This is a genomic window from Mycobacterium tuberculosis H37Rv, assembly GCF_000195955.2.
Taxonomy (GTDB): Bacteria; Actinomycetota; Actinomycetes; order Mycobacteriales; family Mycobacteriaceae; genus Mycobacterium; species Mycobacterium tuberculosis.
Window position 1 is genome coordinate 1143734 of the sequence record NC_000962.3, and the last position, 21944, is coordinate 1165677.

Below are 21944 nucleotides of genomic sequence, written 5' to 3' on the forward strand. Positions count from 1 at the left end.
TTGTGTCGCCGAGACGCTGGTTGCGGGCGGTCGCCGTGATAGGGGCGACCGCGATGCTGTTGGCGTCGAGCTGCACTTGGCAGCTGAGCCTTTTCATCACCGACGGCGTGCCGCCTCCGCCCGGCGATCCGGTGCCGCCGGTGGATACGCACGCCGGCGGCCGGCCCGCGGATCAGTTGCGCGAATGGGCGGAGAAACGTGCTGCGGCATTGGGAATTCCGGTCATCGCGCTGGAGGCCTACGCCTACGCCGCTCGCGTCGCCGAGGTCGAGAATCCCAAGTGTCATCTTGCGTGGACCACGCTGGCGGGCATCGGGCGGGTGGAGAGTCACCACGGAACCTACCGGGGCGCCACGATTGCGCCCAATGGGGATGTAAGCCCCCCGATTCGGGGCGTCCGCCTCGACGGCACCGGCGGCACCCTGCGCATCGTGGACAGGGACGGGGGCGGCCTGGACGGTGACGCCGCGGTGGAGCGTGCGATGGGGCCAATGCAGTTCATTTCGGAAACCTGGCGGTTGTACGGGGTCGCTGCCAGAAACGACGGCATCGCCAACGTCGACAACATCGATGATGCTGCCCTCTCGGCAGCGGGCTATTTATGCTGGCGTGGAAAGGATCTCGCGACACCGCGAGGGTGGATAACCGCGCTGAGGGCCTACAACAACTCCGTTATCTATGCGCGGGCGGTCCGGGACTGGGCGACCGCGTATGCGGCGGGTCATCCGCTGTAGCAGGATGAACCGCTAACCCAGGCTTTACGCTAACAGCGGTCGGGGCCAGCCAACCCAAGACCGTCCGTGCAGCAGCTACGACGCAAGGAGAACCCAGTGCCGATTATCGAGCAGGTTAGGGCCCGAGAGATCCTCGATTCCCGCGGCAACCCGACGGTGGAGGTCGAGGTGGCGCTTATCGACGGGACATTCGCCCGGGCCGCGGTGCCGTCGGGCGCCTCGACCGGGGAGCACGAGGCCGTCGAGTTGCGCGACGGCGGCGATCGCTACGGCGGCAAAGGCGTGCAAAAAGCCGTGCAGGCTGTTCTTGATGAGATCGGCCCGGCCGTCATCGGACTCAACGCCGACGACCAGCGATTGGTCGACCAGGCGCTGGTGGACCTAGACGGCACCCCCGACAAGTCCCGGCTGGGCGGCAACGCGATCTTGGGTGTCTCGCTCGCTGTTGCCAAGGCGGCGGCGGATTCGGCGGAGCTGCCGTTGTTCCGTTATGTCGGGGGGCCAAACGCGCACATTCTGCCGGTACCGATGATGAACATCCTCAACGGCGGCGCACACGCCGATACCGCTGTCGACATTCAAGAGTTCATGGTGGCGCCAATTGGCGCGCCCAGCTTCGTCGAGGCGTTGCGCTGGGGCGCTGAGGTGTACCACGCGCTCAAGTCGGTCCTGAAAAAGGAGGGGCTGTCCACCGGCCTGGGCGACGAAGGCGGCTTCGCCCCGGATGTGGCCGGCACCACCGCGGCGTTGGACCTGATCAGCCGGGCCATCGAGTCGGCGGGCTTGCGACCCGGCGCCGACGTGGCGCTGGCCCTGGACGCGGCGGCCACCGAGTTCTTCACCGACGGCACCGGCTACGTCTTCGAGGGCACCACCCGTACCGCAGACCAGATGACCGAGTTCTACGCGGGCCTGCTCGGCGCCTACCCGCTGGTGTCGATCGAAGACCCACTGTCCGAAGACGATTGGGACGGCTGGGCCGCGCTGACGGCCTCGATCGGTGACCGGGTGCAAATCGTCGGCGACGACATCTTTGTCACCAATCCCGAGCGGCTCGAGGAGGGCATCGAACGGGGCGTGGCAAATGCGTTGCTGGTCAAGGTGAACCAGATCGGGACGTTGACCGAGACACTCGACGCGGTCACGCTGGCTCACCACGGCGGATACCGCACGATGATCAGTCACCGCAGTGGCGAGACGGAGGACACCATGATCGCCGACCTCGCGGTGGCCATCGGCAGCGGGCAGATCAAGACGGGCGCGCCTGCTCGCAGTGAGCGCGTCGCAAAATACAACCAGCTGCTGCGGATCGAAGAGGCGCTTGGCGACGCGGCCCGCTACGCGGGCGACCTGGCATTTCCTCGGTTCGCGTGCGAGACGAAATAGGTACATGCCCGAAGCGAAACGGCCCGAATCGAAGCGCCGGTCGCCGGCATCGCGCCCGGGGAAGGCCGGCGACTCGGTTCGGGGCGGTCGCGCCACCAAGCCTTCCGCAAAACCCTCCACGCCCGCACCGCACGCCAGCCGCAAGACCACTCGCACGCCGCATGAGCACATTGTCGAACCCATCAAACGGGCGATCACCGAATCGGTCGAGAAGCGCTCCGAACAGCGGCTGGGGTTCACCGCGCGGCGCGCAGCGATCCTCGCCGCGGTTGTATGCGTGCTGACGCTGACCATTGCGAGGCCGGTACGCACCTACTTCGCGCAGCGCGCCGAGATGGAACAACTGGCTGCGACCGAGGCCATGTTGCGCCGCCAGATCGCTGACCTGGAGGAACAGCAGGTTAAGCTCGCCGATCCGGCGTATATTGCGGCTCAGGCCCGCGAACGGCTCGGCTTTGTGATGCCTGGAGACATCCCGTTTCAGGTCCAGCTTCCGTCGACGCCGTTGGCGCCGCCGCAACCGGGGTCAGACGCGGCTACTGCGACCAACAACGAACCCTGGTACACCGCGCTGTGGCACACGATCGCCGACGACCCGCACCTGCCGCCTGCCGCGCCACCGGCACCGGAGCCCGGACGTCCGGGCCCGCTGCCGCCGGCCTCGCCAAACCCCGAGCAGCCCGGTGGTTGATCGTGCCGATCTGGAGGTGGTCACGCGGCAACTCGGCCGTGCACCCCGGGGTGTGCTCGCGATCGCCTATCGTTGCCCCAACGGTGAACCCGGCGTCGTGAAAACTGCGCCGAGACTGCCCGACGGCACGCCGTTTCCGACCCTGTACTACCTGACGCATCCGGTGCTCACGGCGGCGGCCAGCAGGTTGGAGACCACGGGACTCATGCGCGAGATGAACCGGCGGCTGGGCCAGGATGCGGAGTTGGCCGCCGCCTATCGACGGGCACACGAGTCGTATCTGTCCGAGCGTGACGCTCTCGAGCCGCTCGGGACAACGGTCTCCGCGGGGGGCATGCCCGACCGGGTCAAGTGCCTGCATGTGCTGATCGCGCATTCGCTGGCCAAGGGCCCGGGGTTGAACCCATTCGGTGACGAGGCGCTGGCGTTACTGGCCGCCGAGCCACGGACGGCCGCGACCCTGGTGGCTGGGCAGTGGCGCTAACCCGGGTCGCCGCGATCGACTGCGGTACCAACTCGATTCGCTTGCTGATCGCCGACGTGGGAGCCGGGTTGGCGCGCGGAGAGCTGCACGATGTGCATCGTGAGACCCGGATAGTGCGCCTGGGCCAGGGAGTCGACGCCACCGGTCGGTTCGCGCCGGAGGCGATTGCGCGGACCCGGACCGCCCTGACCGACTACGCCGAACTGCTGACGTTTCACCATGCCGAGCGGGTGCGGATGGTCGCCACGTCGGCCGCCCGCGATGTGGTCAATCGCGACGTTTTCTTTGCGATGACGGCCGACGTGTTGGGCGCCGCGCTGCCCGGCTCGGCCGCGGAGGTGATTACCGGCGCCGAGGAGGCCGAGCTCTCCTTCCGTGGAGCGGTGGGCGAATTAGGCAGCGCCGGTGCGCCTTTCGTCGTCGTGGACCTCGGTGGCGGTTCCACCGAGATCGTGCTGGGCGAGCACGAAGTGGTTGCCAGCTACTCGGCGGACATCGGATGCGTCCGGCTGACCGAACGCTGTTTGCACTCCGACCCGCCGACGTTGCAGGAGGTGTCCACGGCCCGCCGGCTGGTTCGCGAGCGGCTCGAGCCCGCACTGCGCACCGTGCCGCTGGAGCTGGCCCGGACCTGGGTCGGGCTGGCTGGAACGATGACCACACTGTCCGCGCTGGCGCAGTCCATGACGGCGTATGACGCTGCGGCCATTCATCTTTCGCGGGTGCCCGGTGCTGATCTGCTCGAGGTTTGCCAGCGGCTGATCGGCATGACTCGCAAGCAGCGGGCCGCGCTGGCGCCGATGCACCCGGGCCGGGCCGACGTGATCGGCGGTGGCGCGATCGTGGTCGAAGAGTTGGCGCGCGAGCTGCGCGAGCGGGCCGGCATCGACCAGCTGACCGTCAGCGAACACGACATCTTGGACGGCATCGCGTTGTCACTGGCCGGATAAGTCACATCTGCCACACGCGTATCTGCGCGGGGGGACACTCTTCTGCCCGCCTCGTAGCGACAACCTTGGCCGATGTCAGACCCGCATGGGAATGTTCGGCCATGACCAGACAACTGCATGGAATTGAGCTTCGATACGTGCTCACCCTGCACCTGGCCGTCCATGGACCGGCGGCCATTACCGAAATGATCTAAGGCCTGGGCTGGCACGGCTTTGGAGTCCGGGGCAGGGCATCCAAGGTGGTGTCGGAGGCACTGCGCTGGGAAATCGGACGGGGCCGAGTATACCGGCTCGGGCGCGGACGCTACGGGCCGGGGTACATCCCGCGCTCCACCGAATACCGGATTCACCAACGCGTGTTGGCGTTGCGGGCATCCGCCAACGTGTCGCTGCGAGGCGGGCAAAGTGTACATCCGCTCCCAGCGGAAACGCCTGTGGCAGATGTGATTTAGGCTTCGAAGCGGTAGCCCATCCCTGATTCGGTCAGCAGATGTTTGGGGTGCGACGGGTCATCCTCCAATTTGCGCCGCAGCTGCGCCAGATACACCCGCAGGTAATGGGTTTCAGTCGCATATGCCGGTCCCCACACTTCTTTGAGAAGCTCCCCGCGGCCGACCAACTTGCCGCGGTTGCGGGCCAGCATTTCCAGCATGCCCCACTCGGTCGGCGTGAGATGCACTTCGGCACCGTCTTTGATGACCTTCTTGCCGGCCAGATCGACGGTGAATGAATCGGTTTCGATCACCGGCTGCTCCAACTCGGCGGCCGCGGTGTTACGCCGTACCGCTGCGCGCAGCCGAGCCAGAAACTCGTCCATTCCAAACGGTTTCGTCACGTAATCGTCGGCGCCCGCATCGAGGGCCTGGACCTTGTCCGACGAATCGGTACGCGCCGACAACACGATCACCGGTGCCGTCAACCAGCCACGCAGCCCGCCGAGCACGTCGATACCCGACATGTCCGGCAGGCCGAGGTCGAGGATCACCACATCGGGCGGATGCTCAGCGGCGGCGCGCAGCGCACCCGCACCCGTCGAGGCGGTGATGACCTGGTAGCCACGCACGGTCAGGTTGATACGCAGCGCGCGCAGGATCTGGGGTTCGTCGTCAATCACCAAGACGAGGGTCATGGGCGGTCCTCGGGAGCCGCCAGATCGATCACCACTGTGAGCCCGCCGCCCGGGGTATCGGTAGCCGAAATCGTGCCGCCCATAGCCTCGACGAAGCCGCGTGCCACCGACATCCCCAGACCGACACCGGTGGTGTTGTCGTGATCCCCCGGCCGCTGGAACGGGGCAAAGAGTTGCTCCTCGGTCCCGCGCGGGACCCCTGGGCCCTCGTCGATGACATTAATCAGGACCCGCTCACGCACCCGTCCCGCGTTGACCCGGACCACGCAGTCGGGCGCATATCGCAGCGCGTTGTCGATCAGGTTGGCTAGCACCCGCTCCAGCAACCCGGCGTCGGCCATCGCCACGGCGTCTCCCACGTCGACCTTGACCCGGTCGATGCCGGATCGGTAAAAACCGGTGGCGCCCTTGCCGATGCTGACCAAGGCCCGTTGCACCGCTTCCTCCAGGTATGCCCGGCGCAGCTGGGGGCGAATCACGCCGGCAGCCAACCGCGACGAATCGAGCAGGTTTGCGACCAGGGCGGTGAGTTGGTCGATGGACTCCTCGATGGTGGCCAACAGCTCGGCGGTATCCTCGGGGGAGAAAGCGACGTCTTCGGTGCGCAAGCTGGACACCGCAACCTTGGCCGCCGCCAGCGGGGTGCGCAGGTCGTGGCTGACCGCCGACAGCAGCGACCGGCGCAGCTCATCGGCCCTAGCGATGGCCTCGGCCTGGCCGGCCTCTTCCGCCAGCTCGCGCTGCTTCACCAGACCCGCGGCCTGTGTCGCGACCGCGGTCAGCACTCGGCGGTCGCGGGCGGCCAACTTGCGGCCTGCCATCAGCATCCAAAACTCGTCGTCGCCGACTTCGATTGCGGTGTCGGCGGAGTCGACGTCCCGACACGGGTTTGTCCCGACGCACGCGACGGTTTCGCCTGTCGATGCGCCCTGCCGGACACGCAGCATGGTCACGGCCCGTTGGGAATACGTTTCGCGGACCCGCTGCAGCAGCGTGGCAAGGTCTGCGCCGCGCAACACCGAACCGGCAAACAGGGCCAGCAACTCAGCCTCCTGGGATGCGCGCCGAGCCTCACGGGTTCGGCTAGCCGCGCCGTCCACCAACACCGCCACCGCAACGGCCATCGCCAACAACACGAATTCGGTTACTGCGGCGTCCGGTTCGGCGATGGTCCAGGTGTAGCGGGGCTCGGTCAGAAAGTAGTTCAGCAGCATGCCCGACAGCAAGGCCGACAATGCGGCGGGGGCGACGCCGCCCAGCAACGCCACGATCAGCACGCCGATGAAGAACAACGCGCTCTCGCCGCCGATGCCCATGAATCGGTCGAGCCAGGCCACCGTGATGGCGCAGATCACCGAGGGCACCACCAGCGCGGCCAGCCACGACGCGATATGCCGCTCGCGCGGGGAGACCCGCGACCACCCGGAGGCCCGGCTGGCCGCGGGATGGGTGACCATGTGAACGTCGATGCCGCCGGGCTCCTGGACGGTGCGGGCGCCGATCCCCTCGTCAAACAGGCGTGCCCATCGCGATCGCCGCGATGTGCCGACGACGAGCTGCGTGGCGTTCATCTCGCGGGCGAAGTCCAGCAGCGCGGTGGGCACGTCGTCGCCGACCACGGTGTGCATGGTCGCACCGAGGCTTGTCGCCAGCTCGCGGACCCTGCCCAGCTGCGGCGCGGACACCCCCGCCAGGCCGTCGCCACGGATAACGTGAACCACCATCAGCTCGGCGCTGGACTTCGACGCGATCCGCGATGCCCGTCGCACCAACGTCTCCGACTCCGGGCCGCCGGTCACGGCGACGACGACGCGTTCCCGCGCCTCCCACGTGGCGGTGATCTTTTTGTCTGCGCGGTACTTCTCCAGGGCCGCATCAACTTGGTCGGCCAGCCACAGCAACGCGATCTCGCGCAGCGCGGTCAGATTGCCCGTGCGGAAGTAGTTCGACAGCGCGGCATCGACCCGTTCGGCTGCATAGACGTTGCCGTGAGCAAGCCTGCGCCGCAACGCTTCCGGTGTGATGTCGACCAGCTCGACCTGATCGGCCGCGCGGACGATCTCGTCGGGGATCTTCTCCTTCTGCTCGATGCCGGTGATTTGCTCCACGACATCGTTTAGGCCCTCCAAGTGCTGGATGTTGACCGTCGAGATCACCGTGATGCCGGCGTCGAGGATTTCCTGAACGTCCTGCCAGCGCTTGGGGTTCTTGCTGCCAGGTGTGTTGGTGTGGGCGAGTTCGTCCACCAGCACCACCTGAGGATGACGTCGCAGTACTGCCTCCACATCGAGTTCGGGAAACCTGGCACCCCGATATTCGACGTAGCGCGGCGGGATCATCTCGATGCCCTCGAGCAGTTTCGCGGTCTTGTTGCGTCCGTGTGTCTCGACGACCGCGGCGACCACGTCGGTGCCGCGCTCCAGCCTGCGGTGCGCCTCGCCGAGCATGGCGTAGGTTTTGCCCACGCCGGGGGCCGCGCCCAGATAGATCCGCAGCTGCCCGCGCTTGGTGGTCACATGCTCAATCATCCACCGGTAGGGCGTAAAGATCGCGCAAAGATCGGCGAAGAGCAACGTCACGGTCGTGTTCCTGGGGGGCCCGGCAACTACCATCCTGCTGGGCTATCTGATGCGCTGCGATGCCGGTGCACAAGAATCGAGAGGACTCACATGGCCGACTTGGTGTTGGTGCTGACCGTGATGGCCTTTGCCGGGCTTTGCCTGCTCTACGTCCGTGGCTGTGAACGGATCATTCGCCGCGACGAAATCGGGGAAACAACAGTCGAACTCACGCGAGCGCCGGCCGAATGGCGATGACTACGGTCGACAACATCGTCGGGTTGGTGATCGCGGTGGCGCTAATGGCGTTCCTATTCGCGGCGCTGCTGTTTCCGGAGAAGTTCTGATGTCCGGGACGAGTTGGTTGCAGTTCGCGGCGTTGATCGCGGTGCTGTTGCTCACCGCGCCAGCGCTGGGCGGCTACCTGGCCAAGATCTACGGCGACGAGGCCAAAAAGCCCGGCGATCGGGTGTTTGGGCCGATCGAGCGCGTGATCTACCAGGTATGCCGAGTCGATCCCGGCAGCGAGCAACGGTGGAGCACCTATGCCCTGTCCGTGCTTGCGTTCAGTGTTATGTCCTTCCTGCTGCTGTATGGGATCGCGCGGTTTCAGGGCGTGCTGCCGTTCAATCCGACGGACAAGCCGGCGGTGACCGACCATGTCGCCTTCAACGCCGCGGTCAGCTTCATGACCAATACCAACTGGCAGTCCTACAGCGGCGAAGCCACGATGAGCCACTTCACCCAGATGACCGGGCTGGCCGTGCAGAACTTCGTCTCCGCGTCCGCCGGCATGTGCGTGCTGGCGGCCCTGATCAGAGGTCTGGCCCGCAAACGGGCGAGCACGCTCGGCAACTTCTGGGTAGACCTCGCCCGCACCGTGTTGCGCATCATGTTTCCGCTGTCGTTCGTGGTGGCGATCCTGTTGGTCAGCCAGGGCGTGATCCAGAACCTGCATGGTTTCATCGTCGCCAACACGCTGGAGGGCGCCCCCCAGCTCATTCCAGGCGGGCCGGTGGCCAGCCAGGTCGCGATCAAGCAGCTCGGCACCAACGGCGGCGGGTTCTTCAACGTGAACTCCGCGCATCCGTTCGAAAACTACACGCCGATAGGCAATTTCGTCGAAAACTGGGCGATCCTGATCATCCCGTTCGCGCTGTGCTTCGCCTTCGGCAAGATGGTGCACGACCGTCGTCAAGGCTGGGCGGTGCTGGCCATCATGGGCATCATTTGGATCGGAATGTCAGTCGCGGCAATGTCATTCGAGGCCAAGGGCAACCCGCGGCTGGATGCGCTGGGGGTGACACAGCAGACGACGGTCGACCAGTCCGGCGGCAACCTGGAGGGCAAGGAGGTGCGCTTTGGCGTCGGTGCGTCTGGGTTATGGGCGGCGTCGACGACCGGCACCTCCAACGGCTCGGTCAACTCGATGCACGACAGCTACACACCACTGGGCGGCATGGTCCCGCTGGCGCACATGATGCTCGGCGAAGTCAGCCCGGGCGGCACCGGCGTCGGATTGAACGGCCTACTGGTCATGGCGATCCTGGCGGTTTTCATCGCCGGCCTCATGGTAGGCCGGACACCGGAGTATCTCGGCAAGAAGATCCAGGCCACCGAGATGAAGCTGGTGACGCTCTACATCCTGGCGATGCCCATCGCCCTGCTGAGTTTCGCCGCCGCGTCGGTGCTGATCTCCTCCGCGCTGGCGTCGCGGAACAACCCTGGGCCGCATGGTCTTTCGGAGATTCTATACGCCTACACGTCGGGCGCGAACAACAACGGGTCGGCCTTTGCCGGTCTGACCGCGTCTACCTGGTCATATGACACCACGATCGGAGTGGCGATGTTGATCGGTAGGTTCTTCCTGATCATTCCGGTGCTGGCGATCGCCGGCTCCCTGGCACGTAAAGGCACGACGCCGGTTACCGCCGCCACCTTCCCGACGCACAAGCCGCTCTTTGTTGGCCTGGTCATTGGGGTCGTACTGATCGTCGGCGGCCTGACGTTCTTCCCCGCCCTGGCGCTGGGGCCGATCGTCGAGCAGTTATCGACCCAGTGATGATCGCACGCATGGAGACCTCCGCAACCGCCGCGGCAGCGACGTCGGCACCCCGGCTCCGGCTGGCCAAGCGCTCGCTGTTCGATCCGATGATTGTGCGCTCGGCGCTGCCCCAGAGCCTGCGCAAGCTGGCTCCGCGGGTACAGGCCCGTAACCCGGTCATGTTGGTCGTGCTGGTCGGTGCCGTGATCACCACACTGGCGTTCCTGCGCGACCTCGCATCCTCGACAGCCCAAGAGAACGTCTTCAACGGTCTGGTCGCCGCGTTCCTCTGGTTCACCGTCCTGTTTGCCAACTTTGCCGAGGCCATGGCCGAAGGACGCGGCAAGGCTCAGGCGGCGGCGCTGCGCAAAGTCCGGTCCGAAACGATGGCCAACCGGCGCACGGCTGCGGGCAACATCGAATCGGTCCCTTCGTCGCGGCTGGACCTCGACGACGTGGTGGAGGTTTCGGCTGGCGAAACGATCCCGTCGGACGGCGAGATCATCGAAGGCATTGCCTCCGTCGACGAGTCTGCGATCACCGGCGAATCGGCACCGGTGATCCGCGAGTCGGGCGGCGACCGTTCCGCGGTGACGGGTGGCACCGTGGTGCTGTCGGATCGGATCGTCGTGCGGATCACCGCCAAGCAGGGACAAACATTCATCGACCGGATGATCGCGCTGGTGGAGGGCGCCGCACGGCAGCAGACACCGAACGAGATCGCGCTGAACATCCTGCTGGCTGGGCTGACGATCATCTTTTTGCTCGCGGTGGTGACGCTGCAGCCGTTCGCCATCTATTCCGGCGGGGGACAGCGGGTGGTCGTGCTGGTGGCGTTGCTGGTGTGTCTCATTCCGACCACGATCGGTGCGCTGCTGTCCGCGATCGGCATCGCGGGGATGGACCGGCTGGTGCAACACAACGTGCTCGCCACATCTGGGCGGGCGGTGGAGGCGGCCGGCGACGTGAACACGCTGCTGCTGGACAAGACCGGCACCATCACCCTCGGTAACCGGCAGGCCACCGAGTTCGTGCCGATCAACGGTGTGAGTGCCGAGGCGGTCGCCGACGCCGCCCAGCTGTCGAGCTTGGCCGACGAAACTCCGGAGGGCCGCTCGATCGTCGTGCTGGCGAAGGACGAGTTCGGGCTGCGCGCCCGCGACGAGGGCGTGATGTCACACGCCAGGTTCGTGCCGTTCACCGCCGAAACCCGGATGTCCGGGGTCGATCTCGCCGAGGTTAGCGGCATCCGTCGGATCCGCAAGGGTGCCGCGGCTGCGGTGATGAAGTGGGTTCGCGATCACGGTGGCCACCCCACCGAGGAGGTGGGTGCCATTGTCGACGGCATCAGCTCCGGCGGGGGGACACCCCTAGTCGTTGCGGAATGGACCGATAACAGCAGCGCGCGGGCCATCGGCGTCGTCCATCTGAAGGACATCGTCAAGGTGGGCATACGGGAACGCTTCGACGAAATGCGCCGAATGAGCATCCGCACCGTGATGATCACCGGTGACAACCCGGCGACCGCCAAGGCGATTGCACAGGAGGCCGGCGTCGACGATTTCTTGGCCGAGGCCACGCCCGAGGACAAGCTTGCGCTCATCAAGCGCGAACAGCAGGGCGGTCGGCTGGTCGCCATGACGGGTGACGGGACCAATGACGCACCCGCGCTCGCGCAAGCCGATGTCGGGGTGGCGATGAATACCGGCACCCAGGCGGCCCGGGAAGCCGGCAACATGGTCGATCTCGACTCCGACCCCACCAAGCTCATCGAGGTCGTGGAGATCGGCAAGCAGCTGCTGATCACGCGGGGCGCGCTGACGACGTTTTCGATCGCCAACGACGTCGCGAAGTACTTCGCCATCATCCCTGCCATGTTCGTCGGCCTGTATCCGGTGCTCGACAAGCTGAACGTCATGGCGCTGCACTCACCAAGGTCGGCGATTCTGTCGGCGGTCATCTTCAATGCGCTGGTGATCGTCGCCTTGATCCCATTGGCGTTGCGGGGCGTGCGGTTTAGGGCGGAAAGCGCGTCGGCGATGCTGCGGCGCAACCTGCTGATCTATGGGCTGGGCGGTCTCGTCGTCCCGTTTATCGGCATTAAACTGGTCGATCTCGTCATCGTCGCCCTCGGGGTGTCCTGATGCGTCGTCAATTACTGCCCGCGCTCACCATGCTGTTGGTGTTCACCGTCATCACCGGCATCGTCTACCCGCTTGCCGTGACCGGCGTCGGGCAACTGTTCTTCGGTGACCAGGCGAACGGCGCGCTGCTCGAGCGGGACGGGCAGGTCATCGGCTCCGCCCACATCGGCCAGCAGTTCACCGCCGCGAAGTACTTCCACCCGCGCCCCTCGTCGGCAGGCGACGGTTACGACGCTGCGGCGAGCTCGGGCTCCAACCTGGGACCGACGAACGAGAAGCTGCTGGCGGCCGTCGCTGAACGGGTCACCGCCTACCGCAAGGAAAACAATCTGCCGGCCGATACGCTGGTTCCGGTCGACGCGGTTACCGGCTCGGGTTCCGGGCTGGACCCGGCCATATCGGTGGTCAATGCCAAGCTGCAGGCACCGCGGGTGGCGCAGGCGCGCAATATCTCGATAAGGCAGGTCGAGCGTCTGATCGAGGACCACACCGACGCGCGTGGTCTCGGCTTCCTGGGCGAGCGCGCGGTGAACGTGCTCAGGCTGAACCTCGCATTGGATCGCCTCTGACTCTCAGGCGGTAGTGGCGATCTGCTGCTCGATCATCGGGAGCCGCACCCGAAACACCGTCTGGCCGTTGCCCGACTCGGCCGTGACCGAGCCGCGATGCGCCTTGACGATCGAGCTGACGATGGCCAGGCCCAAGCCGTGGCCGGACCCATTGGACCGAGACTTGCTGGCCCGCACGAACCGGTCGAAGAGGTGGGGCAGGATCTCCGGGTCGATGTCGGGGCCGTCGTCGGTCACCGACAATTCAACACACGGCGCGTTGGGACCAGTGCGGTGGCAGGTGATCCCGATGGTCACTGTGACGCCGGGCTGGGTATGCACCCAGGCATTGGTGAGTAGATTGCTGACGAGTTGATGCAAGCGGGCATGATCCCCGTTGACCCAGACCGGCTCGTCGGGCAGATTCTTCACCCAACGGTGGGTGGGCGCCGCAACCGCCGCGTCATTCACCGCGTTGATGACCAGGTCGGTCAGGTCGAGGTCCTCGGTTTCTAGATCTTCGCCCTCGCTGAGACGGGAGAGCAGCAGCAGCTCGTCGACCAGCAGCGTCATCCGCCGCGCCTCGGATTCGATGCGGGCCAGCGCGTATTCGGTGGTGGGCGGTAGGTCCGAGCTATCCTGACGTGTCAGTTCGGCATAGCCCTGGATCGCCGCCAGGGGAGTACGCAGCTCGTGGCTGGCGTCGGTGATGAACTGCCGCATCCGCAGATCGGAATCGACGCGATGCGCCAGCGCACCATCGACGTTGTCCAACAAGCGATTCAGCGTGTGCCCGACGATTCCGACCTCGTTATCCGGGTCGGTATCCCCCGGACGGACTCGCACGCTGATCTGGTGGTCGTCATCGGTAAGTGGCATGGTGGCGACCTCGGCGGCGGTCGCGGCGACCCGGCGCAGCGGGCGTAGCGCATATCCCACCACCCACACCGTCAGTGCTGCGGTAACCACCAGTGCGGCCCCAACAAGCGCGACGGTGGTGACTTTCTTGCGGGCGATGATCTGGTTGGCCAGGCTTAGCGATACGCCGACGAACAGTCGATCGGCGCCAGCGGCGCTGCTGTCAACCTGGTAGGCGCCCAGGCTGCCCAGGCTTTCGACACGCGGCGGGCCGCCGTCCCACACTTGCGCTTCGATCGCGCGGATGACGTCGGGCGGAGCGGGTCGTGCTCCGTCTTCGGAGAAAACGGCCGATCCGATCACCACGCCGTCGTGCAGCACGGCAATGAGGTTTCCGGGCGTCTGGCCGGTGAACTCCAGCACCGCTTGTGACATCGGGAGGTTGCCGGTGGGCGTGGATGTTTGCGCACTGTCGCGGTATCTGGTGTAAGAGTGGTTCAACGCGTGCAGGGATTCGACTAGCTCGGCGTCGTTCATCGCGGTGACATAGCCGCTTAGGCTCAGCACGGAGACGACACCGACGGCCACCAGCACAACGGTAACGACCGCCAACACGCCGAGCAGCAATTGCTGGCGTAACGAGCGGGGTCGCCAGCAGGGGGCTTTTCTGGACCGAGTGTTTCGGTCCGGGATCATGCCAGGCTCATTCCGGCGGACGCAGCATGTATCCAATGCCGCGGACCGTATGGATCATTGGCTCCCGGTCGGAGTCGATCTTCTTCCTCAGATAGGAGATATACAGGTCGACAATGCTGGTGCGGCCTGCGAAGTCGTAGTTCCAAACCCGATCCAGGATCTCGGTACGGCTCAGTGCTCGTCGGGGATTGCGCATCAGGAATCGAAGCAGTTCGAACTCGGTCGAGGAGAGCGAGATCGGCGTACCGTCGCGGGTTACCTCCCGGCTGGCCCCGTCGAGCGTAAGGTCTCCGACCCGGAGTGCCTCATCGGCGGGCCTTTCCAGATGGCTGGAGCGGCGCAGCAACCCGCGCAACCGGGCGACCAGCTCCTCGAGGCTGAACGGCTTTGTCATGTAGTCGTCGGCGCCCGAGGTCAGACCGGTGACCCGGTCCATCACGGAATCGCGCGCGGTGAGGAACAGCGTGGGTGTGTAGACGTCGGATTCTCGGACCCGTCGCAGGATTTCCAACCCGTCCACATCGGGAAGCATGATGTCGAGGACCAGCACATCGGGGCCGACCTTGTCGAACTTGGCTATGGCCTCTTGCCCGTCGTGGGCGACTTCGACATCCCAGCCTTCGTAGTGCAGCGCCATCTTGACCAGATTGGTCAGCGCTGGTTCGTCATCGACCAACAACACCCGGATCGGTGATCCATCCGCGCGATGAATCCGTGGCAGCTGCCCCAGGATGGCTTGCCGCGGACGTTGACTGCGCGTGTACCCCGACATCGTCGTCATGCTCCCGTATCCTCTCAAGTCCTGTGCAAGCGCACATGCAGTTGTCACGGGATTCATAAATTTTTCAAATGTCGCTTATGTAGTTACTTCGGCCTGAAAAGGTGACCGGGCGGGATGTCGGGCTTCGGCGGTGAGAAAGCGGATCTCGGTTTCCGGGTATACGGAGCCCCCGGTGGACCGGTTATGCGGGGAGGGCGCTGATCGTGACCAGGTTGTGGGCGAACACGCCGTGTCCGACCCAGGTCCGGGTGCCTTCGAGACCGCCGATCCGGCCGCGGTCCCAGCCGTAGCCGCGTTTGAGGTGGCTGATCCGGCCTTCGCATCCGGTCCGCCATTTGATGGTGCGGCGGAACGCTTTTCGGTGTTCTTCGGCGCGTCGATCCTGCGAAGGTTTGCCTTTGCGCGGGATCAGCACATTCTTGACGCCCACCTCGGTGAGCTGCTGGTCGACGGCGGCTTCGCCATAGCCGCGGTCGGCGGTGACGGTGCGCGGCGTGCGTCCGGCGCGCTTTTTCACCCACGCCACCGCTGGCGCCAGCTGCGGCGCATCGGGTGGGTTGCCCTGCTGCACAGTGTGATCCAGCACAATCCCGTCATCGTTGTCGACGACCTGGGCCTTGTGCTCAAACTCGACCGGCTTACCGAGCCGACCCTTGGTGATCGGGGCGGGCATCACCGTCGTGCAGGCTGACCCGTCGACTCGCCCCGTCCGAAGTGATGCCCGCGACCCGCTGGCGGGTCTGCGCCACAATCTGACGCGTCGCGTTGAGCAGCTCGGTTAGGTCGTTGACCGCGCGCACCAGCCCACCACAGCGGCGACCCGCGACCGCATCACGCTCACCGCGGGCGGCCAGCGCGGCGGCCTTGGCCTTGGCCCGGAGCACCGCCTGCTTGGCGTTGTCCAGCAGCTGCTGGGCCTCCTGAGCAGCGGCTTGGGCCAGCTCGGCCAGCTCGCCGGTGAACCTCAGTACCGCGGCCCGCGCTTCGTCACGCCCCAGCTCCGCACGCGAGCGCAGTTTCGCTGCGACCGCGTGCGCGCGCCGACCGGCCGCGCGGGAGCGGTCGCCAACCCGGGTGCGCACCGCGCCGCCAGCGGCCTGAATCCGTTTGCCGGTTGCGGCGATCCGGCGCATTGCCTTGGCCAACAGACCCAAGTCGGTCGGATAAGACACGTTCGCCCGCGCCACCGTGGTATCGGCCCGGATCCGATTGGTGCCCAGCAGCTTGGCCTCGGCCGCCTTGGCCAACAATGCCTCGTTGAGCCCGTCGATCGCCGCCGATCCGCAACGCGTGGTGAGCTTCATCAATGTGGTCGGATGCGGCACCGACCCGTCCAGCGCAATGCGGCAAAACCGCCGTCAGGTGATCGAATCAGCCACCTCCCGGCACAGCGACTCATAGCCCAGCCGGTAGCGGAACTTCACAAACATCAACTGCAGATAGACCTCCATCGGCGTCGACGGCCGGCCCCTGCGCGGGTCGAAGAACGGCACGAACGGGGCGAAGAACGCCGGATCGTCCAACAATGCGTCCACCCGGGCCAGTTCCTCGGGCAGTCGGCGCACCTCGTCGGGCAGCAGCGACTCCCACAACCAGCACTGATCGCCTAAAGTACGAAACACGATGGCCTCAATCCCTTCCGCAACAAGGGCATTGAGGCCATCTTCCCAGTTCAGCACCATCCGACCGGGGATCAACGCGCCGACTTTAGCAGGTCGAAGTAGTTAGTCGTTCAGATAACAACGTGGCCACACACCAACCGGTGTGCGGCCACGTTGTAATTGACGGCGCGGGCCTTAAGCCAGCTTTAGGCCCAGCTGGAGCCGACGGCGCTGTCGGTTTGTGCCATGTTGTTGCCGGCAGCCTGCACCTTCTGCCCGTGGGCGTTGGCCTGCTCGTAGATCACCTGGAAGTTACGGCCCAGCTGGGTAATGAACCCCTGGCAGGCCGCCGAACCGGCGCCGCCCCAAAAGTCACTCGCGGTCAACACATCAGAAATGATGGCCTGATGCTCGGCCTCCAGCGACCCGGCCTGAGCGCGGATCATGGCGCCGTGAGCGTCGACGTCCCCGAATTGATAGTTGATGGTCATGTGTCCTCCTGAGTCGTCGGGCCGGGTCAGCTGCTGAGGATCTGCTGGGAGGCCTGCTCTTGCTGTTCGTAGTTGTTGGCGTCGCGAACCAGCCCGTCACGCACCCCGTGCAGCATGTTCACGATGTTGCGAAACGCCTGATTCATCTGGGTCATGGTGTCTAGCGAGGTCGCCTCGGCCATGCCACTCCAGCCCGCGCCCGAGATGTTTTGCGCGGACGCCCACATCCGGCGAGCCTCGTCCTCCACCGTCTGGGCGTGCACCTCAAAACGGCCCGCCATGTCCCGCATCGCGTGCGGATCCGTCATAAAACGCGAGGCCATGCTGCTGTCTCCTTGTCTCGAAGTCGTCACGTTGTTGAAGTTCTAGCGGCTGTGATCGGCGCGGTGGTGGCCGCGTGGCGGACAGGTTATGACTCAACGGTTAATTGCTGGCCTCAAACGAGTGAGATGTCCCCCTTTGTCCGCATCACACGACGACCTGTTTGGGCATGACAGTGGGCTTGAATCCGTACCGCGGCCCGGCATAGGCACCGGTGCCCTTGGCGGCCGAGGCCATTCCCGGCATCATCCCGGTAACTGGGCCGGCTTCTTCGGCGGCGACGGTCCAGCCGCTGCCTTCGAGCGCTGTGGCGCCGGCGGTTGTCGCCGGTGCGGCCGTAGACCAGGCCGCCGGCACTGACAGCCGGCCGACCAGGGTGGCCTCGCCTAAACTTGCGCCGAGCCCCGCTGGCGTCACCGAGTCCGCCAACCCCGCGGCGGCCGCACTGGCGGCACCCTCGGCAGCCTCGATGGCGCCTTCGGCGATCGCTACCGGCGCCCCACTGTTCAGGGCATTTGCTAGGAATATCGCGGTGGGGATGGCGGCGTTGACATACCAAGCGGCGGTGTTGACTGCGCTGTTGATGATGTTTGCCACGAACGGGGTCGCGAGCAGGGCGTCGATGTCGGCAATGATTCCGCTCAGCCCCGTCGAGTCGAGAACCGATGTGACTGGGGAGGCGAGCCCACTCACCGCGTTGGGCAGGCTACTGATCAGGTCCGCTACGCTCACCTGGTTGACGGCGGCGGTGGCGGCAGCCGAGCCGACCGCGGCGGACTGGGCGGCCAGCCCGCCCGGGTTGGTGGTCTGCGACGGCGGGCTTAACGGTTGCAGCATCCCGGCGGCTCCCGAAGCGGCCGCGTAGCCGTACATAGCCAGAGCGTCCTGAGCCCACATCTCGGCATAGAGGGCTTCGGTCGCCATGATTGCCGGTGTGTTGATCCCCAGGACGTTCGTCGCGACCAGGGCCGCCAGCAGCGCCCGGTTGGCCGCGACCACCTCCGGCGGCACTGTCATCGCATAGGCCGCCTCGTAGGCGGCCGCCGACGCCATGGCCTGCGAGCCGGCATGCGCAGCGGCTTCGGCGGTGTAGGTCAACCAAGCCAGATAGGGCTGGGCTGCGGCGACCATCGCCATCGAGGCCGGACCCATCCACGACTCGGTGGTCAGCCGGGTGATCACCGACTCATACGACGCGGCCGTCGTACCCAACTCGGCGGCCAGGCCGTTCCATGCGGCCCCGGCGGCCATCATCGGTCCTGCACCCGCGCCGGCGTACATGCGTGCGGAGTTGATCTCAGGGGGTAAAGCTCCGAAATCCATGGGGTATTCCGTTTCCGTGGAGTTATTTGGCTGAATTTCGTTGTTGGTTGAGCGTGGCCGCCCGTACGTCTGCCGCCTAGACGGTTGCTGGCTTGGGCATGACGATGGGTTTGACGCCGTAGCGCGGTGCACCGAAGCCGGCGCTGTTGCGTGCGGCCGAGGCCACCCCTGGCATCCCGGGGATGAACGTCCCCGCGGCGGCCTGCGGCGCGGCGGCGGTCCAGCCCGCGCCCGGCAGTGTGCTGGTGGTGGATACCAGGGTCGCCTGTCCGGCCCAGGCGGGCGGCACCGACAACATGCCGATCGCGGATGCGCTGCCCAGGCCGGCCGCAATTCCGGCCTCGCCGAGGGCGGCTTCGGCCGCGCCCAATGCACCCAATTCGCCCAAGGCGGCTTCCCCACCGAGAGCCGAGGCGGCCTCGGCCGCCTCCTCTGCAGGCAGGAGGCCGCCGCCGGCAAGGCCGATCAGCGTAGACGTGGCGGAGGCCCAGTTCCCGGCCCCGATGTTGAGGATGTTGCCAATGCCACCCGAGAGTTCGGGCGGGAACAACCCCGTCGTCGCTTGGATGATGGCCGACGCTTCCCCTGTGATCCCCGAGAGTGGCGAGGCGGCAGCCGATGAGTTGAGCGACTCGGTGACGCCGTAGGTACCGGCGCTGATTCCCAGAGTGTTGACAAACATGTCATGCATAGCCTGAGCTTCGGCGCTGACCTGCTGGTAGAAGGTGCCGTACGCAGTGAAGAGCGCCGCCTGCAGCGCCGAAACCTCATCGAGGGCCGCCGGAGCGATGGCTGTGGTGGGCGCCGCGGCGGCAGCGTTTTGGGCTGCCATCGCAGCACCGATGGTCCCGAGTTGCGCGGCCGCAGCCGTCAACTCTTCAGGCACTGTCTTGAGGAATGACATCCATTGCTCCTTGTGTGTGAAACCTGCCGGCCGCTAGCACCCCGGGCCGACCCTGTGTGTTTGCGTACGGCTGCCTGTGGATTGGCGTAACGCTAACCGGCCAAGCCTCCACAGTCGCGACCGAAAGGCATGGGACGCCCGACGTTTACGGTTTTTTAACGTTTACGTCAGCATCCTTAACAAGGTCTTGGCGGCTGACATGGCGGTGTGATCTGGTGCCCGGGCTAGCACACTTCGGCACACAAATGAGACGCGCGGCGCGCGGATTCTAGGCGAATGACGGCTCTTTCGCACCTGGCGTGTCGCGGTAGGGTTGGTGCACTGGATCGGGTCCAAGCGCTACATTCGCCGTCAAGCCTCCACAGCCCGATTGGCAGAGGCAGCGGACAATCCGCGCTCACGGGTGCTGGCGTTTGCTAGTGCCGGTAATCTTCGAAAGAGTCGCTTCTAACTGCCAATATGCCGGGTCGAAGCCACTGTCCAGCACTGTCGGCATCCAGATGGGGGCGTTGGCGCGCTGATCGATACGCCGTCTGCGCGGCTCCCGGCACAATGAGTTCGTGCCCGATTCCTGGCCGGTCGTTTGCGTTGACGACTGGTCTGTTGCCGGCCTGGAGACCCAGGGGCAACACCCGCACGATTGGCTCAAACATTCTTCGCAGAAGCGGACGTGGCTCTTCAAGCCGGCGCGACCGGAGCGCGATCGTTTACTCGGCGAAGACGTGGCAGAAAAGCTCGCCAGCGAGTTGGCGCGGCTACGCGATGTCTCCACAACAAGAGGGGAAGCTCACCCGTCGTGCAAATGCTGAGCGGGGGTCTGGTCGGTCAGCGTGAACCCGAGGCTGGCCGCGTGGTCGAACGATGGGCACAGCGCCTCCACATACTTTGTCTCCAGCGGCGGCACATGGACCGCCCAGTTGCGGTCGTGACGATCACCGTGGGCGATCAATGCGTCGAACGCGAGGTAGGTCGAAAGCGCGGAACGTGGGTAGGAGCGCTTGGTCGGCAGGTGCTGCGAACCGAGCAAGCGCCTGCTGGATCGCCTCGACGTTGTGCCCACGTTGCCCGGGATCGTCCCGGTCGCAGTTGAGCACAACCTCGGGCATCAATGCTTGCGGCAACCGCACGTCCTTGACCAGCGCACCGCGCACGCCGTCACGGACAGCCAGCTGGACCGGTGCCGCAGGTATCCCGACTAGGGCGTGTCTCCCAATTTCGGAGTTCCCACTCGGGCGTGGATGACGGCGCAGGCCAGCAGGACGCCGCCGAGGTAGGTCAGGGCGTATTTGTCGTAGCGGGTTGCGATGCCGCGCCACTGCTTGAGTCGATGGAAGCCGCGTTCGACGGTGTTGCGTAGCCCGTAGAGCGCGGCGTCGAATGCTGGTGGCCGCCCGCCGGCAGACCCCTTGGCCTTGCGCCGGTCGATCTGATCTTGGCGTTCGGGGATGGTGTGCTTGATCTTCTTAGACCGTAATGCGGCACGGGTACTTGGGTGTGAGTAGGCCTTGTCGGCGAGTAAGCGGAAATCCGTGCTGCCCAGGGCGTATTCGGTGCTGGCATGGCGATAGTCGTCGAGCAGGGGCAGCAGTTGCGGGTTGTCGCCGGCCTGGCCTGCGGTCAACCGGATCCGCACCGGGGCTTCGCGCTGATCGGTCAGGGCATGGATCTTGGTGGTCAGCCCGCCGCGCGAGCGGCCGATCGCATGATCGTCGGGTTCATCGGCGGATTTCTTGTAATCCGACAGTGCCCCCTGTGGCGAGCGTGTCCGAGCAGGCGCCCGCCGAATGCTGGTGTGCCCGCACGTTCGTGGAATCCACCGACAGCAGCTTCTCGATATCCTCGGCCACCTCAGCGTCCACCCCGAACACCGCGGCAACGTGGGCGAACACCTCGTCGCAGGTACCATCCAGCGACCAACGGTGATGGCGCTTCCACACCGTTTGCCACGGCCCGAACTCAGCGGGCAGGTCCCGCCACGGACTTCCCGTACGGAACCGCCACGCGATCCCTTCCAGGATAAGCCGGTGATCGCTAAACCGTCTGCCGGGCTTGCCCTCATGCGACGGCATCAACGGCTCGACCACGGCCCAGAACTCGTCCGAAATCACACCCACTCGCGTCACCGGCCAATCCTCGCTGGCCAGTACCTAAAAATTTGGGAGACACGCCCTAGGCGCGGGCTGCAGCGGTAGTACTTTGGCCTGTTCGGCGCATCTCCTATGGCTGCGGCCCGCTGGCTCAAACCTTGCCTTGCCACGCCAAGCCATTCCTAGCCTTGCCTAGCCACACCATGCCCTGCCT

The 21944-nt window shown here is 65.7% G+C and carries 19 protein-coding genes and 4 other annotated features; of the genes, 9 read left to right on the forward strand and 10 right to left on the reverse strand.

Annotated features, from left to right (window positions below; translation table 11 throughout):
• The first annotated feature begins 2 nt into the window (after positions 1-2).
• The 5 genes from lpqU (at position 3) to Rv1026 (ending at position 4245) form a co-directional block, all read left to right on the forward strand.
• Positions 3-734, forward strand: coding sequence for a lipoprotein LpqU (lpqU, locus tag Rv1022; RefSeq protein ID NP_215538.1), 732 nt, complete (start codon positions 3-5; stop codon positions 732-734).
• Positions 735-830: 96 nt separating this feature from the next.
• Positions 831-2120: an enolase gene (gene eno / locus Rv1023; protein NP_215539.1), complete on the forward strand. Its 1290-nt coding sequence runs from the start codon at positions 831-833 to the stop codon at positions 2118-2120.
• Between the two features lie 4 nt (positions 2121-2124).
• Entirely contained in the window at positions 2125-2811 is a 687-nt protein-coding gene (locus Rv1024; protein ID NP_215540.1) for a membrane protein, read from the forward strand.
• A gap of 16 nt (positions 2812-2827) precedes the next feature.
• A complete protein-coding gene (locus Rv1025) occupies positions 2828-3295 on the forward strand; it encodes a hypothetical protein (RefSeq protein NP_215541.1) in 468 nt (155 codons plus the stop codon).
• Positions 3286-4245, forward strand: a complete 960-nt coding sequence (locus Rv1026; RefSeq protein ID NP_215542.1) for a hypothetical protein — start codon at positions 3286-3288, stop codon at positions 4243-4245. The genes Rv1025 and Rv1026 overlap by 10 nt, the downstream gene beginning before the upstream one ends.
• A gap of 448 nt (positions 4246-4693) precedes the next feature.
• On the opposite strand, the gene kdpE is transcribed toward Rv1026, so the two are convergent.
• Together kdpE and kdpD are read right to left on the reverse strand one after the other, a co-directional pair.
• The gene (kdpE, locus tag Rv1027c) at positions 4694-5374 is read right to left on the reverse strand and encodes a transcriptional regulator KdpE (protein ID NP_215543.1); all 681 of its coding nucleotides are present in this window, start codon (positions 5372-5374) and stop codon (positions 4694-4696) included.
• Positions 5371-7953: a sensor protein KdpD gene (gene kdpD / locus Rv1028c; protein NP_215544.1), complete on the reverse strand. Its 2583-nt coding sequence runs from the start codon at positions 7951-7953 to the stop codon at positions 5371-5373. Before kdpD ends, kdpE begins: the two co-directional genes overlap by 4 nt.
• Positions 7954-8186: 233 nt before the next feature.
• Here kdpD and kdpF point away from each other — a divergent pair, with 233 nt between their 5' ends.
• The 4 genes from kdpF to kdpC are packed head-to-tail and all read left to right on the forward strand — an operon-like array spanning position 8187 to position 12689.
• Entirely contained in the window at positions 8187-8279 is a 93-nt protein-coding gene (gene kdpF / locus Rv1028A; RefSeq protein YP_177636.1) for a membrane protein KdpF, read from the forward strand.
• A complete protein-coding gene (kdpA, locus tag Rv1029; RefSeq protein ID NP_215545.1) occupies positions 8279-9994 on the forward strand; it encodes a potassium-transporting ATPase subunit A in 1716 nt (571 codons plus the stop codon). The genes kdpF and kdpA overlap by 1 nt, the downstream gene beginning before the upstream one ends.
• Complete coding sequence (gene kdpB / locus Rv1030) at positions 9991-12120, forward strand: potassium-transporting ATPase subunit B (protein NP_215546.1); 2130 nt, start codon at positions 9991-9993, stop codon at positions 12118-12120. The genes kdpA and kdpB overlap by 4 nt, the downstream gene beginning before the upstream one ends.
• The gene (gene kdpC / locus Rv1031) at positions 12120-12689 is read left to right on the forward strand and encodes a potassium-transporting ATPase subunit C (RefSeq protein ID NP_215547.1); all 570 of its coding nucleotides are present in this window, start codon (positions 12120-12122) and stop codon (positions 12687-12689) included. Before kdpB ends, kdpC begins: the two co-directional genes overlap by 1 nt.
• Before the next feature lie 3 nt (positions 12690-12692).
• Here kdpC and trcS read toward each other — a convergent pair whose 3' ends face one another.
• From trcS to Rv1042c, 8 genes are all read right to left on the reverse strand, one after another.
• Positions 12693-14222: a two component sensor histidine kinase TrcS gene (gene trcS, locus Rv1032c; RefSeq protein NP_215548.1), complete on the reverse strand. Its 1530-nt coding sequence runs from the start codon at positions 14220-14222 to the stop codon at positions 12693-12695.
• A gap of 7 nt (positions 14223-14229) precedes the next feature.
• Complete coding sequence (trcR, locus tag Rv1033c; protein ID NP_215549.1) at positions 14230-15003, reverse strand: two component transcriptional regulator TrcR; 774 nt, start codon at positions 15001-15003, stop codon at positions 14230-14232.
• A gap of 184 nt (positions 15004-15187) precedes the next feature.
• Positions 15188-16700: a mobile genetic element (IS1560-1, len: 1513 nt. Insertion sequence IS1560.), on the reverse strand.
• Positions 16701-16810: 110 nt separating this feature from the next.
• A complete protein-coding gene (gene esxI / locus Rv1037c; RefSeq protein NP_215553.1) occupies positions 16811-17095 on the reverse strand; it encodes an ESAT-6 like protein EsxI in 285 nt (94 codons plus the stop codon).
• Positions 17096-17121: 26 nt separating this feature from the next.
• Positions 17122-17418, reverse strand: a complete 297-nt coding sequence (gene esxJ / locus Rv1038c) for an ESAT-6 like protein EsxJ (RefSeq protein NP_215554.1) — start codon at positions 17416-17418, stop codon at positions 17122-17124.
• 145 nt (positions 17419-17563) lie between these two features.
• A complete protein-coding gene (PPE15, locus tag Rv1039c) occupies positions 17564-18739 on the reverse strand; it encodes a PPE family protein PPE15 (protein YP_177778.1) in 1176 nt (391 codons plus the stop codon).
• A gap of 76 nt (positions 18740-18815) precedes the next feature.
• On the reverse strand, positions 18816-19643 hold the full coding sequence (PE8, locus tag Rv1040c) for a PE family protein PE8 (protein YP_177779.1): 828 nt from the start codon (positions 19641-19643) through the stop codon (positions 18816-18818).
• Between the two features lie 1195 nt (positions 19644-20838).
• Positions 20839-20856 (forward strand) — a repeat region (18 bp inverted repeat at the left end of IS-LIKE element, CTAGGGCGTGTCTCCCAA. This region is a possible MT-complex-specific genomic island (See Becq et al.,2007).).
• Complete coding sequence (locus Rv1041c) at positions 20839-21702, reverse strand: IS2-like transposase (protein ID NP_215557.1); 864 nt, start codon at positions 21700-21702, stop codon at positions 20839-20841. (Overlaps the previous feature by 18 nt.)
• Positions 20839-21816: a mobile genetic element (IS-LIKE-1, len: 978 nt. Insertion sequence, ISLIKE,region. This region is a possible MT-complex-specific genomic island (See Becq et al., 2007).), on the reverse strand. Its footprint overlaps the gene before it by 864 nt.
• Positions 21359-21766 (reverse strand): IS2-like transposase, encoded by a 408-nt coding sequence (locus Rv1042c; RefSeq protein NP_215558.1) that lies wholly within the window; start codon positions 21764-21766, stop codon positions 21359-21361. It overlaps the preceding feature by 408 nt. Before Rv1042c ends, Rv1041c begins: the two co-directional genes overlap by 344 nt.
• Positions 21799-21816, reverse strand: a repeat region (18 bp inverted repeat at the right end of a IS-LIKE element, CTAGGGCGTGTCTCCCAA. This region is a possible MT-complex-specific genomic island (See Becq et al.,2007).).
• Positions 21817-21944 lie beyond the last annotated feature (128 nt).

Coding starts and splice junctions, on each gene's coding strand:
- esxI (NP_215553.1), bottom strand. CDS start 17,095: ATGACCATCAACTATCAATTCGGGGACGTCGACGCTCACGGCGCCATG.
- esxJ (NP_215554.1), bottom strand. CDS start 17,418: ATGGCCTCGCGTTTTATGACGGATCCGCACGCGATGCGGGACATGGCG.
- kdpE (NP_215543.1), bottom strand. CDS start 5,374: ATGACCCTCGTCTTGGTGATTGACGACGAACCCCAGATCCTGCGCGCG.
- trcR (NP_215549.1), bottom strand. CDS start 15,003: ATGACGACGATGTCGGGGTACACGCGCAGTCAACGTCCGCGGCAAGCC.
- PE8 (YP_177779.1), bottom strand. CDS start 19,643: ATGTCATTCCTCAAGACAGTGCCTGAAGAGTTGACGGCTGCGGCCGCG.
- PPE15 (YP_177778.1), bottom strand. CDS start 18,739: ATGGATTTCGGAGCTTTACCCCCTGAGATCAACTCCGCACGCATGTAC.
- kdpC (NP_215547.1), top strand. CDS start 12,120: ATGCGTCGTCAATTACTGCCCGCGCTCACCATGCTGTTGGTGTTCACC.
- kdpF (YP_177636.1), top strand. CDS start 8,187: ATGACTACGGTCGACAACATCGTCGGGTTGGTGATCGCGGTGGCGCTA.
- Rv1041c (NP_215557.1), bottom strand. CDS start 21,702: ATGAGGGCAAGCCCGGCAGACGGTTTAGCGATCACCGGCTTATCCTGG.
- kdpA (NP_215545.1), top strand. CDS start 8,279: ATGTCCGGGACGAGTTGGTTGCAGTTCGCGGCGTTGATCGCGGTGCTG.
- Rv1024 (NP_215540.1), top strand. CDS start 2,125: ATGCCCGAAGCGAAACGGCCCGAATCGAAGCGCCGGTCGCCGGCATCG.
- trcS (NP_215548.1), bottom strand. CDS start 14,222: ATGATCCCGGACCGAAACACTCGGTCCAGAAAAGCCCCCTGCTGGCGA.